General features: G+C 63.4%; 14 protein-coding genes. 6 read left to right on the top strand and 8 right to left on the bottom strand.

The window, feature by feature from the left end:
* Genes AC1D10_RS01455 through AC1D10_RS01435 form a run of 5 tightly spaced genes read left to right on the top strand, consistent with a single transcriptional unit; the run spans position 1 to position 4,564 of the window.
* Positions 1 to 1,209 carry an ABC transporter substrate-binding protein gene (locus tag AC1D10_RS01455; RefSeq protein ID WP_477268468.1) on the top strand — a complete coding sequence of 403 codons (1,209 nt, stop codon included), beginning with the start codon at positions 1 to 3 and terminating at the stop codon, positions 1,207 to 1,209.
* Positions 1,210 to 1,221: 12 nt separating this feature from the next.
* On the top strand, positions 1,222 to 2,001 hold the full coding sequence (locus AC1D10_RS01450) for an ABC transporter ATP-binding protein (RefSeq protein WP_477268466.1): 780 nt from the start codon (positions 1,222 to 1,224) through the stop codon (positions 1,999 to 2,001).
* The gene (locus AC1D10_RS01445; RefSeq protein WP_477268464.1) at positions 1,994 to 2,704 is read left to right on the top strand and encodes an ABC transporter ATP-binding protein; all 711 of its coding nucleotides are present in this window, start codon (positions 1,994 to 1,996) and stop codon (positions 2,702 to 2,704) included. The genes AC1D10_RS01450 and AC1D10_RS01445 overlap by 8 nt, the downstream gene beginning before the upstream one ends.
* Positions 2,704 to 3,591: a branched-chain amino acid ABC transporter permease gene (locus AC1D10_RS01440; protein WP_477268462.1), complete on the top strand. Its 888-nt coding sequence runs from the start codon at positions 2,704 to 2,706 to the stop codon at positions 3,589 to 3,591. Before AC1D10_RS01445 ends, AC1D10_RS01440 begins: the two co-directional genes overlap by 1 nt.
* A gap of 1 nt (position 3,592) precedes the next feature.
* On the top strand, positions 3,593 to 4,564 hold the full coding sequence (locus tag AC1D10_RS01435; RefSeq protein WP_477268460.1) for a branched-chain amino acid ABC transporter permease: 972 nt from the start codon (positions 3,593 to 3,595) through the stop codon (positions 4,562 to 4,564).
* A gap of 46 nt (positions 4,565 to 4,610) precedes the next feature.
* Here AC1D10_RS01435 and AC1D10_RS01430 read toward each other — a convergent pair whose 3' ends face one another.
* From AC1D10_RS01430 to AC1D10_RS01395, 8 genes are all read right to left on the bottom strand, one after another.
* On the bottom strand, positions 4,611 to 5,003 hold the full coding sequence (locus tag AC1D10_RS01430) for a lysozyme inhibitor LprI family protein (protein ID WP_477268458.1): 393 nt from the start codon (positions 5,001 to 5,003) through the stop codon (positions 4,611 to 4,613).
* 133 nt (positions 5,004 to 5,136) lie between these two features.
* Positions 5,137 to 6,117: a 2-dehydropantoate 2-reductase gene (locus AC1D10_RS01425; RefSeq protein WP_477268456.1), complete on the bottom strand. Its 981-nt coding sequence runs from the start codon at positions 6,115 to 6,117 to the stop codon at positions 5,137 to 5,139.
* A 2-nt stretch (positions 6,118 to 6,119) separates the two neighbouring features.
* Positions 6,120 to 7,646 carry an acyl--CoA ligase gene (locus AC1D10_RS01420; RefSeq protein WP_477268454.1) on the bottom strand — a complete coding sequence of 509 codons (1,527 nt, stop codon included), beginning with the start codon at positions 7,644 to 7,646 and terminating at the stop codon, positions 6,120 to 6,122.
* 77 nt (positions 7,647 to 7,723) lie between these two features.
* Positions 7,724 to 9,310 (bottom strand): gamma-glutamyltransferase, encoded by a 1,587-nt coding sequence (gene ggt, locus AC1D10_RS01415; RefSeq protein WP_477268452.1) that lies wholly within the window; start codon positions 9,308 to 9,310, stop codon positions 7,724 to 7,726.
* A 30-nt stretch (positions 9,311 to 9,340) separates the two neighbouring features.
* Entirely contained in the window at positions 9,341 to 10,141 is an 801-nt protein-coding gene (locus AC1D10_RS01410) for an ABC transporter permease (protein ID WP_477268450.1), read from the bottom strand.
* Positions 10,138 to 11,052, bottom strand: coding sequence for an ABC transporter permease (locus AC1D10_RS01405; RefSeq protein WP_477268448.1), 915 nt, complete (start codon positions 11,050 to 11,052; stop codon positions 10,138 to 10,140). Before AC1D10_RS01405 ends, AC1D10_RS01410 begins: the two co-directional genes overlap by 4 nt.
* Positions 11,049 to 12,134, bottom strand: coding sequence for an ABC transporter ATP-binding protein (locus tag AC1D10_RS01400; RefSeq protein ID WP_477269794.1), 1,086 nt, complete (start codon positions 12,132 to 12,134; stop codon positions 11,049 to 11,051). The genes AC1D10_RS01405 and AC1D10_RS01400 overlap by 4 nt, the downstream gene beginning before the upstream one ends.
* 77 nt (positions 12,135 to 12,211) lie before the next feature.
* Positions 12,212 to 13,252 carry an ABC transporter substrate-binding protein gene (locus AC1D10_RS01395; RefSeq protein ID WP_477268446.1) on the bottom strand — a complete coding sequence of 347 codons (1,041 nt, stop codon included), beginning with the start codon at positions 13,250 to 13,252 and terminating at the stop codon, positions 12,212 to 12,214.
* Between the two features lie 231 nt (positions 13,253 to 13,483).
* Here AC1D10_RS01395 and AC1D10_RS01390 point away from each other — a divergent pair, with 231 nt between their 5' ends.
* Positions 13,484 to 14,185, top strand: a complete 702-nt coding sequence (locus AC1D10_RS01390; RefSeq protein WP_477268444.1) for a GntR family transcriptional regulator — start codon at positions 13,484 to 13,486, stop codon at positions 14,183 to 14,185.
* Positions 14,186 to 14,850 lie beyond the last annotated feature (665 nt).

Genomic DNA, 14,850 nt, shown 5'->3' with positions numbered 1-14,850 from the left:
ATGAAGGCATGCTATCTCGTTTCTGCCGCGCTGCTAGCCGCGGCCGCGATCCCCGCCTCGGCCGCCGAAATTTCCGACGGCAAGGTCAAGATCGGCATCCTCAATGACCAATCGGGTGTCTATGCCGATTTCGGCGGCAAGTGGTCGGTCGAGGCAGCCAAGATGGCGGTCGAGGATTTCGGCGGCAAGGTGCAGGGAGCGCCGATCGAGGTCATCAGTGCCGACCATCAGAACAAGCCGGATATCGCCTCCAACATCGCGCGGCAGTGGTATGACACCGAACAGGTCGATGCCATCATGGAACTGACGACTTCCTCGGTGGCGCTCGCCGTCCAGGGGATTTCCAAGGAAAAGAAGAAGATCGATATCGTTACCGGTGCGGCGACCACGGATCTCACCGGCAAACAGTGCTCGCCCTACGGCTTCCACTGGGCCTATGACACCCACTCGCAGGCAGTGGGAACCGGCGGCTCTCTCGTGCAGCAGGGCGGCGACAGCTGGTTCTTCGTCACCGTCGACTATGCATTCGGCTATTCGCTCAAGGATCAGACCACCAAGTTCGTCGAGGGTCACGGCGGCAAGGTATTGGGCGAAGTGCGTTATCCCTTGGGGTCGACCGATTATTCCTCCTTCCTGCTGCAGGCGCAATCGTCGGGCGCCAAGGTCATCGGGTTGGCGAATGCTGGCCTCGATACCTCCAACTCCATCAAGCAGGCGGCCGAATTCGGCATCGTGCAGGGCGGCCAGCGTCTGGCAGCACTTCTCTTCACGCTGGCCGAGGTGCATGGACTGGGCCTTCAGGCAGCGCAAGGCGTTGTGCTGACCGAGGGCTTCTACTGGGATCGCGATGACAAGAGCCGCGAATTCGCGCAGCGCTTTTTCAAGCGCACCAACCGCATGCCGAACATGATCCAGGCCGCGACTTATTCAGCGGTGACGCAGTACCTGAAGGCGATCGACAAGGCTGGCACCGACGAGACCGAGGCCGTCGCCAAGCAATTGCATTCGATGCCGGTGAACGACGTTTTCACGGCCAACGGCAAAGTGCAGTCCGACGGCAACATGGTCCACGACATGTACCTCTATCAGGTCAAGTCGCCCAGCGAGAGCACCAAGGAATGGGACTACTACAAATATCTCGCCACCATTCCCGGCAATGAGGCATTCCTGAGCGAGAAGGAGAGCGGCTGTCCAACGGCCGGCCAGTGATCGGCGCGGCCCGTGGCGCCGCCTGACCTAAACGGGAATGAGCCGCGGGTGGTGCTTTCCGCCCGCGGGTTGCGGCGCGACTTCGCCGGCTTCGTCGCCGTCAGAAACGTCGATCTCGATGTCCGCCATGGCAACATCCATGCACTGATCGGACCCAACGGCGCCGGCAAGACGACCGTCTTCAATCTGCTCACCAAGTTCCTGGCGCCGACCAGCGGCAGGATCGAACTGCTTGGCCACGACATCACCCGCACGTCGCCGGCCAAGGTTGCGCGGATGGGTCTGGTGCGCTCGTTCCAGATATCTGCAATTTTTCCGCACCTCAGCGTGCTCGACAATGTGCGCGTCGCGCTGCAGCGGCCGGGCGGACTTGCCGTTCAGTTCTGGCGCTCGCTCGCGGCGCTCGATCGGCTGACGCCGCGCGCCGTGGAACTGCTGCGCTCGGTCGGTCTCGACGACGCCAAGGACAGGCTCGCCGGCGATCTTTCCTATGGCAGGAAACGCGTGCTCGAGATCGCCACCACCCTGGCGCTCGATCCGAAAGTGCTGCTGTTGGACGAGCCGATGGCGGGCATGGGGCATGAGGATGTCGGCACGGTTTCCGACCTCATCCGCTCGGTGGCCAAGGATCGCGCCGTGCTGATGGTCGAGCACAATCTGACTGTCGTGGCCGATCTTTGCGATTGGATAACGGTCATGCAGCGCGGCGAGGTCCTTGCCGCCGGCGACTACGCCACCGTCAGCCGCGACGAACGCGTGAAGGTCGCCTATATGGGCACCGCCGATGACTAGTGCAGCACCTCTGCTTGCGGTCCGCGGCCTCAACGCCTGGTATGGCGAGAGCCATGCGCTGCATGGTGTCGACCTGGAGGTGTTTCGCGGCGAGACGGTCACGCTGCTGGGCCGCAACGGTGTCGGCAAGACGACGACGCTGCGCGCCATCATCGGGCTGATCCGCAAGCGAACCGGCCAGGTTGTTTTCGACGGCAAGGATCTGATGCAACTGCCGCTGCACCGGACCGCGCATCAAGGCATCGGCTTCGTGCCGGAGGAACGTGGAATCTTCGCCACGCTGACCGTCGACGAGAATTTGATCCTGCCGCCGGTCGTCGCCGAGGGCGGCATGAGCGTCGACGAAATATTGGATCTGTTCCCCAATCTGAAGGAGCGACGCAACAGCCCCGGCACAAGGCTCTCGGGTGGCGAACAGCAGATGCTGGCGATCGCGCGAATGCTGAGAACCGGCGTGAAAATGCTGCTTCTCGACGAGCCGACAGAAGGTCTGGCTCCGGTCATCGTGCAGCGTATCGGCGAATTGCTGGCGACGTTGAAAAAGCGCGGCATGACGATCCTGCTGGTCGAGCAGAATTTCCGTTTCGCCAGCCGTGTCGCCGACCGATTCTATCTGATGGAGCACGGCAAGGTCGTGGCCGGATTTCCGACCGGCGAACTGGCGGACCGCATGACCCTGCTCCACGAAGTTCTGGGTGTATGATGACGATGATCTTCGGCATCCCCGTTCAGGCATTGCTCGGCCAGTTGCTGGTCGGGCTGATCAACGGCTCGTTCTACGCCATGCTGAGCCTGGGCCTGGCCGTCATATTCGGCCTGCTTCGCGTCATCAATTTCGCCCATGGCGCCCAGTATATGTTAGGCGCCTTCGTCGGCTATCTGCTTCTCACGCATCTCGGCATTGGCTACTGGCCCGCTTTGATCCTTTCACCGCTGATCGTCGGCGTTTTCGGCATCGTGGTCGAGCGCCTGGCGCTGTCGAGACTGTATGATCTCGATCCGCTCTATGGCCTGCTCTTCACCTTCGGCCTCGCGCTCGTTCTCGAAGGCGTGTTCCGCTATTATTACGGCGTGTCGGGAAATCCCTACACGGTGCCGCCGCTGCTTTCCGGGGGCACCAATCTCGGCTTCATGTTTCTGCCCAATTATCGCGGCTGGGTCGTGGTCGCCTCGATGATCGTCTGCTTCGGAACCTGGGCGCTGATCGAAAAGACCAGGCTGGGTTCCTATCTACGCGCGGCAACCGAGAATCCCCGTCTCGTCCAGGCTTTCGGCGTCAACGTGCCGTTGCTGCTGACCCTTACCTACGGTCTGGGCTCTGCCCTTGCCGGGCTGGCCGGAATTCTGGCCGCGCCAATCTACCAGGTGAGCCCTCTGATGGGATCGGATCTCATCATCGTCGTCTTCGCGGTCGTGGTGGTCGGCGGCATGGGATCGATCCTTGGCGCGATCGTCACCGGCTACATGCTCGGCCTTGCCGAAGGCTTGACCAAGGTCTTCTACCCCGAGGCCTCCAACCTCGTGGTGTTCGTCATCATGGCCATCGTGCTGCTGGTCCGGCCGGCCGGCCTGTTCGGGAGGGACGCCTGACATGGCCGAACTGACGCTTCGCGAGGCGCCCGCCAGGACCTCGGCACGGCTTGAATGGACGCTGGTCGGGCTTGGCATCCTGGCACTGCTGGTGGCGCCTTTCCTGGTCTACCCGATCTTCCTGATGAAAATGCTGTGCTTCGCGCTGTTCGCCTGCGCGTTCAATCTCCTGCTCGGTTATACCGGGCTCCTGTCGTTCGGCCACGCCACCTTCTTTGGCGGCGCCGCCTACTTCACCGCGCATGCCATCAAGGTCTGGGGGTGGCCGCCGGAGGCGGGTATCCTGCTCGGCATGGCGGGCGCGGCACTGCTCGGCCTGGTCATGGGCTTTTTCGCCATTCGCCGGCAAGGCATCTATTTCGCCATGATCACGCTGGCGCTATCGCAGATGTTCTTCTTCTTCTGCGTTCAGGCGCCCTTCACCGAAGGCGAGGATGGCATTCAAGGTGTGCCGCGCGGCATCCTGCTTGGCGTCCTCGACCTGAACGTCTCGATGAACATGTACTATTTCGTGCTGGCGGTGTTCCTGGTCGGCGTCTTCGCCATCTGGCGCATCGTCAATTCGCCCTTCGGCATGATCCTGCGCTCGATCCGCGAAAACGAGAATCGCGCCATTTCGCTGGGCTATTCCGTCGCCAATTACAAGCTGGGAGCTTTCGTCATGTCGGCGACACTGGCCGGGCTGGCCGGTGCGCTCAAGGCGATCGTTTTCCAGTTTGCCACGCTCACCGACGTCACCTGGCAGATGTCGGGCGAGGTGATCCTGATGACGCTGCTCGGTGGCATCGGCACCATGGTCGGGCCGATCATCGGCGCGAGCCTCGTCGTCGGGCTGGAAAACACGCTTGCCACTTCCGGCTTCCCGGTGACCATCGCCACCGGGCTGATCTTCATGGTCTGCGTGCTGGTCTTCCGGCGCGGCATTGTCGGCGAGCTTTATGCACGGGTGCTCGGGCAGCTGGGCAAGGGCTGATCAGCTCCAGATCTACTACGCGGTTGATCGGCCCGCGGTTGAGTGACTACGGATTTTGCTGGACACGCTTTTCGAGTTCGGCCGTGCGTGCGCTCAAATCGTCCAATTCAAACCCTTGAGATGTGAAGAAGGCGCCTTCTCCGTTGTCGGGATCGGCGGCAAGACGGTGCGTCTCCCGTAGATGATGCTTCAGCCAGGCGCGCTGCTCGCGCTGCAACCGGGCACGTTCGGTGCCATGCTCGCGACCCATCAATGTATTGTAAGCCGCGTTCAGCCTGGCATCGAACTTGTCGATCTCGACTTTCCCGCAATCCAACATTTTCCACGTGTAGCCGCCGGATCGGTCGATGCACGCTTTCATTTCGGCGTCGCTCTGCGCCATTGCGGGATGAGCCGCTGTCACTGCCAAAATTCCAAGGAGGGAGGCATATCGGAGCATGGAGGCGGTTCCTTGATACCAAAGGCTGGATGGACACATCCGTTTCGGCACGCCCTTCTCGGATCGCCAACAAGGCGGGCCCACGATATGTTGGGGCAGGGCGCGAGCGCGTCAAGGTTGGGAGTGCCTTGCCTCACCCATAACACCCGCGCTCCACTGCCAGCCGGCGCACGAGCGCCTGCACGGCATCGATGGTGGGGGTCGGCTTGTCCGTTAGCCGGCCAAGCTCCTGCACGGCCGTCACCAGTGCGTCGATCTCCATCGGCCGGCCGCGCTCCAGATCCTGCAGCATCGAGGTCTTGTGCTCGCCGACATCGCCGGCGCCCTTGATGCGGCGGTCGACCGCGATCGGGAAGCGCACGCCGAGGCTTTCGCCGATCGCCTGGGCTTCCAGCATCATGGTGCGGGCGAGTGTCCGGGTGCCCTCGTCGGCAACGATCGCGGCCAGCGTGCTGCCGGTCAGCGCCGAGATCGGGTTGAAGGAAAGATTGCCCCACAGCTTGACCCAGATTTCGCCGCGGATGTCGTCGCGGACCGGCACCTGCAGCCCGGCCTTGACCATCTCCTCGGCCAGCCGCGTGACCCGTTCGCTGCGCTCGCCGGAGGGTTCGCCGAGCGAGAAGCGCTTGCCCTCGACATGGCGGATGAGACCGGGCGCGTCGACTTCGACGGCGGGATAGACCACCGAGCCAATGACGCGTTTGGGCCCGATCCGCTCCCAGATCTTGCCGCCGGGGTCCACCGCGTTCAACCTGGTGCCTTCGAGCGGCCCGCCGACCTCATGGAAGTACCACCATGGCACGCCGTTCTGCATGGTGACGACGGCGGTGTCCTGCCCGAGCAACGGTGCGATCTGGTCAAGAGCAGGGGTGAGGGAATGAGCCTTCAGCGCCAGCACCACATAGTCCTGGGCGCCAAGCTCCTCGGCTTTCGCGGCGGCCCGGACGGGAGCCAGCGATTCCTGGCCGTCTTCGATCAGGCGCAGGCCATCTGCCTTGATCGCGTCGAGGTGGGCGCCGCGAGCGACGATCGAGAGCTCGGTCCGGCCGGCCATGGCAAGCTTGGCGGCGAGATAGCCGCCGATCGCGCCCGCGCCAAAGATGGTGATCCTCATCATCAAAGTCCGAGTTTGGCGGCAAGCCCGATGCGCTGCAATTTGCCGGTGGCGCCTTTCGGGATCTCGTCCAGGATCAGGATCTTGCGCGGCACCTTGAAGTCGGCGAGCCGCGTCGCGGCATAGATGCGAATGTCGCTCTCATTGGCTGTCATGCCTTCGCGCAGCACCACCGCCGCCGCCACTTCCTCGCCAAGCTTGTCATGCGGCATGGCGAAGGTGACGACCTGCGCCACCGCGGGATGATCCATCAGCACGTCGTCGACCTCGAGCGGCGAGATTTTTTCGCCGCCGCGGTTGATGATCTCCTTAAGCCGGCCGGTCACCCGCAAATAGCCGTCCTCGTCGAGCACGCCCTGGTCGCCGGTGTGGAACCAGCCATGCGCGAAAGCCGTAGCATTGGCATCCGGGTTCTTCTCGTAGCCTGCCGTCACATTGGGTCCGCGAATGACGATCTCGCCGGTCTCGCCCGCACTGAGCAGTCGCCCGTCAGGCGCCATCACCGCCACTTCCGGTCCGGCGGAGGCGCCAACGCTGCCCGGCTTGCGCAGGCCGGGCGGCAGCCGGTTCGACGCCATCTGGTGCGCTGCCTCGGTCATCCCATAGGATTCGATCACCGGACAGCCGAAGGTCGCCTCCAGCTCGGCCATCACTTGCGCCGGCAGCGACGCCGAGGACGAGCGGATGAAGCGCAGGCGCGCTGCCGCCAGCGCCTCGGCATTGCGTGCCGCCCGCGGCAGGATCGCCTGGTGCATCGTCGGCACCGCCGTGTACCAGCTTGGCCGCGCCTCGCTCAGCCACTGGAAGAAGCGCAGCGCGTTGAAGCCCGGCGTGCAGTAGATGCTGCCGCCGGCGGCCAAGGAGGAGAGCACGGCCGCGATCAGTCCGTGAATGTGGAACAGCGGCATGATGTTGAGGCAGCGGTCATCGGCCGTCAGGCCGAGCGTCGCGCCGATATGGGCCGCCGAGGCCGCGATGTTGGCGTGGCTGAGCGGCACCAGCTTGGGCCGGGACGTGGTGCCGGAGGTATGCAGCAAAAGCGCGATGTCGCCGTCCTGCGCCATGTCAGAAGCGGCCTGCGGGCCGATCGCCGCGCCCTCGATCGCAAAACTTCCGGCTGGTGCGTCAGGCAAGCCAACAAGCCGGAGCACGCCGATGCCGAGACGCTCGGCAACCGCCACTGCAGGTCCGGTCTCGCCCTCTGCAACGAGGATCGCCTTGGCGCCGATATCGGTCAGGTAGAAATCGAGCTCGTCCGCGCGATAGGCGGGATTGAGCGGCGCCGTCGAGGCGGCTGCGGCCACCGCGATGAAGGCGGTGGCCATCTCCGGCCCGTTCGGCAGCACGATGGCCACCCTGTCGCCCCGGCCGATGCCGCGTGCATGCAGTGCGCCAGCGGTGGTGGCGATCAGGCTGCGCAATCCGCCATGGGTGAGCGTCGCCCTGTCGGGCGCCGAAATCGCCGGGGCATCGTCCGCCCCTGCGACAAGACGGCGAGAGAGCTCTGAGATATCTGCGATATTGGTCATGATCACCGACTATCTTTTCAACCCGTCAAAATCCAGTCACGACACGCCACTGTGATGCCATGGCAAAATCGGAGCCATCAATAGCCAAGCGCCAATCCATCCTTGCGCGGATCGGAGGCGCCGGTCAGGGTTCCCTTCTCCCAGTCGATCAGCACAACCTGTCCACCACCCAGCGGGTGATGCGGTTCGGCTGTGCGATGGCCGCGCCGGCGCAGGCCCTCGATCGCCTCTGTGGAAACGCTGCGTTCGGCCTCCACGGTATCGTCATTGTAGAACACCCTCGGCGCGTCCAGCGCCTGCTGCGGGTCCATGCCGAAGTCGATCATGTTGGTGAGCAGATGGACATGCCCGAACGGCTGGTAGCCGCCGCCCATGACGCCGAACGGCATCACCACGCGGCCGTTCCTGGTTGCCATGCCGGGCATGATCGTGTGCATCGGCCGCTTGCCGGGCGCGATGGCGTTCGGGTGCGCCGGATCGAGGCGGAAGCTCGAGCCACGGTTCTGCAGGACGATACCGGTCTTCGGGCCGACGACGCCGCTGCCGAACGAATAATAGGTCGAGTTGATGAACGAGACCGCATTGCGGTCGCGGTCGACGACGGAGATGTAGACCGTGTCGCTGCCGGGCAGGTCCACGCGCGGCAGATGCGTCATGGCGCGTTCGCGGTCGATCTCGGCGCGCAGCCGGTCGGCGTAGGCGCTGGACAGAAGCTGCGCCACCGGCACCGGAACATGGTCCTGGTCGCCGACGAAGCGGTCGCGGTCGCGATAGGCAAGCCGTCCTGCCTCGATCTCCAGATGCAGGCGCTCGGCGCCATTGGGGTCAAGCCCGCCAAGCTTGAAACCCGACAGCACATTCAGCATCAAAAGCGCCGTCAGCCCCTGATTGTTCGGCGGCATCTGGTGAATGGCGTAACCGCCATAGGAGGTACTGACCGGCGGCACATAGTCGCCCCTGGTCGCGGCGAAATCCTCGGTCGAATGCAGTCCGCCCAGTTCATTGAGCCGGCTGACGATGTCGTCGGCAACGGCGCCCTCGTAAAAGCCGGCACGGCCCTGCCTGGCGATTGTCCGCAAGGTGGCGGCGAGTTCCGGTTGCCGGTGGACATCGCCGGCCTTCGGCGCCTTGCCGCCCGGCAGGAAGATGCGCGCGGCATGCTCGTCGGCCGACAGGTCCGTCTCTGGTTCCGCCCAGTCGAAAGCAACGCGGTCGTGCACGACATAGCCGTTCTCGGCATAATGGATGGCCGGCGCCAGCGCCTCGGCAAGGCCCTTGCGGCCATGGTCCTCAAGCAACCGGGCCCAGGCGTCAACGGCACCCGGCACGGTGACCGCATGTGGTCCCTGCAGCGGGATACGGTCGAAGCCTTTTTCCAGATACCAGTCGACCGTCGCCTTGGCCGGGGCGCGGCCGGAGCCGTTGAAGGCCAGCACGTTGCCTTGTCCCGCCGGGCAGTAGAGCACGAAGCAATCGCCGCCGATGCCGGTCGACTGCGGTTCGACCACGCCCTGCACGGCGGCGGCGCAGACGGCTGCATCCATGGCATTGCCGCCGGAGCGCAGCATCTCGAGCGCGGCAAGGGTCGAAAGCGGGTGCGACGTTGCCGCCATCGCTTCCGTGGCACGAACCGGCGATCGGCCGGGAAACTGGAAATCACGCATTCTGTCTGGATATCCCATGGTCACTTGAAATCAATGCCGTCGGCCGAAGATCTGCGCAACCGACAACAGAACGACCGACAGCACGATCAGGCAGGTCGAGATCGCGGCGATCGTCGGGTCGATCTGGTCGCGCAGCGCATTGAACATGCGGCGCGTCAATGTCGTCGTCTCACCGCCCGAGATGAACAGCGAAACCACCACTTCGTCGAAGGAGGTGATGAAGGCGAACAGCGCGCCGGAGACGATCGAGAAGCGGATCTGCGGCATGGTCACCTGCCAGAATGCGGCGATCCGTCCCGCGCCGAGGCTGCGCGCCACCCGCTCCTGGTTCATGTCGTAGGAGCGCAAGCCCGACAGCACGGTCAGCACCACCAGCGGCAAGGCCTGCACCGTATGCGCGATGACCAGGCCGGTCAGCGTGTTGTTGAGCCCGATCCGCGCATAGAGGAAGAAGGTGCCGATGCCGATCAGGATCACCGGGATGATCAGCGATGCCGTCAGCAGCGCGTTGATGGTGCCGTTGAAGCGCAGCGTGCCCCTGTTGATCGCATAGGCGGCGGCGGTGCCGAGCGGCGTCGCCACCAATGTCGTCATGATCGCCACCTTGACCGAGACGATCGTCGCGTCGCGCCACTCCAGCGACTGGAAATAGGTTTTATACCAGCGCAGCGACCATTGCTGTGGCGGGAATTGCAGCAGCGTTGAATCCGAAAAGGACATGATGACGATGATGATCGACGGCGCGATCAGGAACAACAGCACGAGGCCATTGAGCGCGTAGAGCCACAGACGTTGCCGGTGCGAAATCGGCAGGCCGAAATCCTCGCTCATCGTGAACTCCACGCACCGGTGGCGCGCGCGCCGAGCAGCCATTGGAACAGGCCGAGAAGCGCCAGCGTGACCACCAGCAGCACCACGCCGAGGGCCGCTCCGGCTCCCCAGTTCGAATAGAGGCTGGTGGTCTGTTCCATGCGCATCGCCCACATGATCACCTTGCCGCCGCCCATCAGCGCTGGCGTGACGAAGAACCCGAGGCACAGCACGAAGACGATGACCACGCCCGAAGCAAGGCCGGGCAGAGACAGCGGAAAGAAGATCTGCCGGAAGGTGGCGGCCGGTCCGGCGCCAAGATTCATCCCGGCGCGCAGGCAGTCGGTGTCGATGGTCTTCATCGAGGCGTAGAGCGGCAGTACGAGGAACGGCAGCAAAATGTGCGTCATGCCGATGACGACACCCGACAGATTGTTGGCGAGCGACAGCGGCTGGCTGATCACGCCGAGGTCGATCAGCCAGCTGTTGATCAGGCCCTTGCGCTGCAGGATCACCAACCAGGCATAGGTGCGCACCAGAACCGAGGTCCAGAACGGCAGGATGACGAAGATCAGACAGATAGACGCCGCCCGGCGCGGCAATTGCGACAGCATGTAGGCCAGGGGATAGCCGAGCAGGACGCAGGCGCCGGTGACGATGAAGGCGACCTTGAAGGTGGTGACGAAGGTCTTGATGTAGGAGGGCTGCTCGAAGAAGCGCGCATAATTGGCGACGCTGAAGGCGCCGGCCTCGTCGAACAGCGACAACCAGAACAACCAGCCGATCGGCACGATGATAATGGCGAAGACCAGGAACAGGCTTGGCGACAGCAGCACCAGCAACCGCATCGATTCGCGCCGCGCATCGTCGCGCAACGCCTGCGCGTTCAGATCAGCGCCGGCAGAGTCGTGGAAGGCGGATTGCGCGCTCATAAGTCGGATGCCACCAGGATGGTGTCCTGTGCATCGAGGCCGAGGCTGATCGGCTGGCCGGGAGCCGGCATTCTGGCCAGCACGTCGCTCCGGCAATAGTCGCGCAGCGTCAGCTGGCGGCCATCGCGCAGCACCGCGTAGCAGACGAAGCTGTCGCCCTGATAGATGATGTCGCCAACCGTCGCATCGAGCACATTGATGCTGCTCTGCGGTTCGCCATTTGCCAGCAGCCGCAGCTTCTCCGGCCGCACCACCATCAACTGCTGGCCCGATGCCGGCGCCGGTGCGGCGGTATGAATTCTCCTGTCCTCATACCAGACCGAACCGTTGCGGCATTCGACCGGAATGAAATTCGATTCACCGATGAAGCCGGCTACAAACCGCGTCCGCGGCGTGGCGTAGAGGGCTTCGGGTCTGTCGAGCTGTTCGATGCGCCCGCCGTTCATGACAGCGATGCGGTCCGACATGGTGATGGCTTCGCGCTGGTCATGGGTGACATAGACGGTGGTCATGCCAAGCCTGCGATGCAGGCTGCGCAGCTCGATCTGCATGTGCTCGCGCAGCCCCTTGTCGAGCGCCGACAAGGGTTCGTCCATCAGCACAATGCGCGGCTCGAAGACGATGGCACGCGCAAGCGCCACGCGCTGACGCTGGCCGCCGGAAAGCTGATCGACCCGGCGCTCGCCCAGGCCCTGCAGCTTGACCAGATCCAGCGCCTTCTCGACACGCTCGGCCGTCTCGGCGGCGGCGACGCGGCGCTGCTTCAGCGGAAAGGCGATGTTGTGGGAGACGTTCATATGCGGAAACAGCGCGTAGTTCTGGAACACCATGCCGATGTTGCGCTTGTGCGGCGGCGTGGTGATGATCTCGTCGTCGCCAACCCTGATCGAGCCGGCATTGGCCCGCACAAAGCCGGCCAGGATCATCAGCAGTGTCGTCTTGCCGGAGCCGGACGGCCCGAGCAGCGTCAGGAATTCACCGGCCTCGACATCGAGGTTGAGGTCGCGCAGCACCGCTACGCTGCCAAATCGTTTCTCGATCCGGCGCATGCTGATCGGCAGCGCGGATGGCGCAATGGACAAGATCATCGTCTCCTGGGCAAGGGCGGCAAAAGCAGGGCGAGGCGTCGCCCTGCCGTGATTTGGGTTCTGGCCGCAGCCTATTGCTGGACCAGATTGTTGAACTTCTCCGTTGCTTCCACCAGCGTGTCGCGCCAGAACTCGGCATCCTGCAGCACCTGCTTCTTGACGTTCTCGGGCGCCGAATTGATGTCCTTGATCCGGTCCTGCGGGATCTTGCCCGTCTCGAAGGCCTTCTCGTTGACCGGCCCGTTGTCGACATAGAGCGGCAGGTTGGCCTGCAGCTGCGGGCTGACGAACATTGCCAGCGCCTTCATGGCCGCATCCTTGTTCTTGGCGCCCTTGGGAATGACCATGCAGTCGGCGGTCAGAACACCCTGGTCGAACGAGAAGCTGACCGGCGCGCCTTCCTTCTTCAAGGTGCCGGCGCGGCCGTTCCAGATGCTCGCCATGTCGACTTCGCCGTCCTTGACCAGCTGCATGGCCTGGGCACCGGAGGTCCACCAGGCATCGACATGGCCGCGGATCTTGTCGACGGATTTCAGCGCGCCGTCGATATCGACCGGATAGACCTTGTCGATCGGAATGCCTTCGGCCAGTGCGGCGACACTCAGCGTTTCGGTCGCCTGGCTGCCGCTCAGCGCGCGCCGTCCCGGAAACTTCTCGACGTTCCAGAAATCGGCCCAGGTCTTCGGCCCCTTGTCGCCAAAGACATCGGTTCGGTAGATGAGCACGACCGACGTGTAGGAAATGCCGACCCAGTCGTCATGGACGAGCTTGGGGTTGATGCCGCTTTTGTCGATGATGCCGTAGTCGAGCTTTTCGAACAGGCCTTCCTTCGAGCCGCGCGCGCATTCGTCGGCGCCAAGTTCGGTGATGTCCCACTTGACGGCATTGCCGGTTACCTGCAGCCGCACATCGTCCAGGCCGTTGGTGGTGTCTTCCTTGATGGTGATGCCGAGCGCATCGGCGGTCGGCTTGAAGAACGCCTTGGTCTGCGCTTCCTGGTAGGTGCCGCCCCATGAGGCCACGGTGATGGTATCACCCGCCACGGCGGGGGCTGCGAGTGAGGCCATGAGGCCCGCCATCGCAACAACGCTAACGCTTCTGATCCTGTTCATTTTCGGCTCTCCAACCGGTGTTCCCATTATTTTTGATTTCGCATGCTATTTTGTATACAATTTTGAGTGTAACCTAGCGATCGATGTTGTCAACACCAGTCGGCGCGATCGAATTTTATGCGTGTCGTGCCGGACAAGGGATGGCTTCGCCGGGGCGTGGCAAATTACGCCGACTGCGACTACAGCTAGTGCGTGTTCCGGCTGAAAGACCGGAGAACTGGGAACGGGACCTTGGCCAAGGAAACCAAAAATACGTTGCGCGACTCGGTCTACTCCTCGCTCAAGGCGATGATCGTGACCGGCCAGATTCCGCCGGGCTCGCGCGTCACCGAGAGCGACATCGCCGCGAAGCTGAATGTCAGCCGCACGCCGGTGCGCGAGGCCTTCAACCGCCTCGAGCGCGACGGCCTGGTTACCGGCAGGCCACGCCAGGGCTATGTCGTCACCGAGTTCGACATCAACATGTTCCGCGAGGCCTTCGAGATCCGCGAACTGCTCGACGGCCATGCGACCGAACTGGCCGCAGCCGCGGCGACGGAAAAGGACAAGGCGCGGCTGCGCGCCATGCTGGCCGAATGCGAGCGGCTGGCCGCCATTCCCGAGCGCACTAACCGGGAAAAATTCCAGGAGCTCGAGGTCGGCATCGACCTGCATCGCGTCATTGCCGAAATCAGCGGCAATGTGATGCTGCACGGCATGCTGTGCGGCATCCTCGACAAGTGCCAGCACTATGTGTGGACGGAGCTCTTGTGGCTGGACGAATGGAAGATCGCCCGCGACGAGCACTCGGAGATCGTCGACGCCATCTGCGCTGGCGACGCCAGCCGAGCCGGCACCCTGGCGCGCGCCCATGTGCGGGGATCGCGTGACAATGTGTTGCGCCTGCTGCAGGCCAAGTCGGATTACCAGAATTTCCTCGCCAAGGCATCTTGAACACACCGAAGGATGAAGCGCCCGGCAGGCCTTCATGGGCACGCCCGAAGAAATTCGAACGCCTTAGCGGCCGGCGCCTCTCACGGGCTGAGTTCTATGCGCTGTGGCCGAATCTGTGGCCGGCCAACGATAACGAGCGGAGGGGAGCCGGCGAGTCCGGCTGCATTCGGCCGCTGGAATGACGTGACAGCCAGTCGCGTCCTGGTTTTCCAAATCGGCACGAGGTGCCAGTGGCTCCTGCTTAGCGACGAATATGGATCCGGCTGGCGCCCCCGCCGATCGAAGTGGACCGCCAGGCTTTCGTTGACTGCGGCCAATACAACGCACCGCTCGAGTTGATCGTCCGACAGCTCGCAATCAGGGACTTTATCTCGCACCGACTGAACTGCCGAAAAGGTCGAGATGATGCGTCCGGGAGCAGAGGAGTCGATATATCCAGCGATAGCGTCGGTGACGTCATCGGGAACAAGAAAGTTGAATTGGCGCGAGCCGGTCGTGGAAGCTACGATCCGATTTAGCATTTCGCCTGCTGAAAGCCCCACCGGATGCTATCGCTGCGAAGGGCATATCAGCAAGAACTAATGGGCATCGATAGGGCGTTATGCACCGAATTCTAGATTGAACTGACGAAAAGACGCGCTGCCTCGTTCGTCCCGGCGAAGCGC

The organism is Mesorhizobium sp. P2_A8 (assembly GCF_056404935.1).
The sequence above is the reverse complement of the archived record's forward strand: the minus strand, read 5'-3'. Positions and strand labels throughout refer to the sequence as shown.

Excerpts from the sequence above, each read along its gene's own strand:
- AC1D10_RS01455 (WP_477268468.1), top strand. The coding sequence starts at position 1 with ATGAAGGCATGCTATCTCGTTTCTGCCGCGCTGCTAGCCGCGGCCGCG.
- AC1D10_RS01445 (WP_477268464.1), top strand. The coding sequence starts at position 1,994 with ATGACTAGTGCAGCACCTCTGCTTGCGGTCCGCGGCCTCAACGCCTGG.
- AC1D10_RS01440 (WP_477268462.1), top strand. The coding sequence starts at position 2,704 with ATGACGATGATCTTCGGCATCCCCGTTCAGGCATTGCTCGGCCAGTTG.
- AC1D10_RS01435 (WP_477268460.1), top strand. The coding sequence starts at position 3,593 with ATGGCCGAACTGACGCTTCGCGAGGCGCCCGCCAGGACCTCGGCACGG.
- AC1D10_RS01430 (WP_477268458.1), bottom strand. The coding sequence starts at position 5,003 with ATGCTCCGATATGCCTCCCTCCTTGGAATTTTGGCAGTGACAGCGGCT.
- AC1D10_RS01425 (WP_477268456.1), bottom strand. The coding sequence starts at position 6,117 with ATGAGGATCACCATCTTTGGCGCGGGCGCGATCGGCGGCTATCTCGCC.
- AC1D10_RS01420 (WP_477268454.1), bottom strand. The coding sequence starts at position 7,646 with ATGACCAATATCGCAGATATCTCAGAGCTCTCTCGCCGTCTTGTCGCA.
- ggt (WP_477268452.1), bottom strand. The coding sequence starts at position 9,310 with ATGCGTGATTTCCAGTTTCCCGGCCGATCGCCGGTTCGTGCCACGGAA.
- AC1D10_RS01410 (WP_477268450.1), bottom strand. The coding sequence starts at position 10,141 with ATGAGCGAGGATTTCGGCCTGCCGATTTCGCACCGGCAACGTCTGTGG.
- AC1D10_RS01405 (WP_477268448.1), bottom strand. The coding sequence starts at position 11,052 with ATGAGCGCGCAATCCGCCTTCCACGACTCTGCCGGCGCTGATCTGAAC.
- AC1D10_RS01395 (WP_477268446.1), bottom strand. The coding sequence starts at position 13,252 with ATGAACAGGATCAGAAGCGTTAGCGTTGTTGCGATGGCGGGCCTCATG.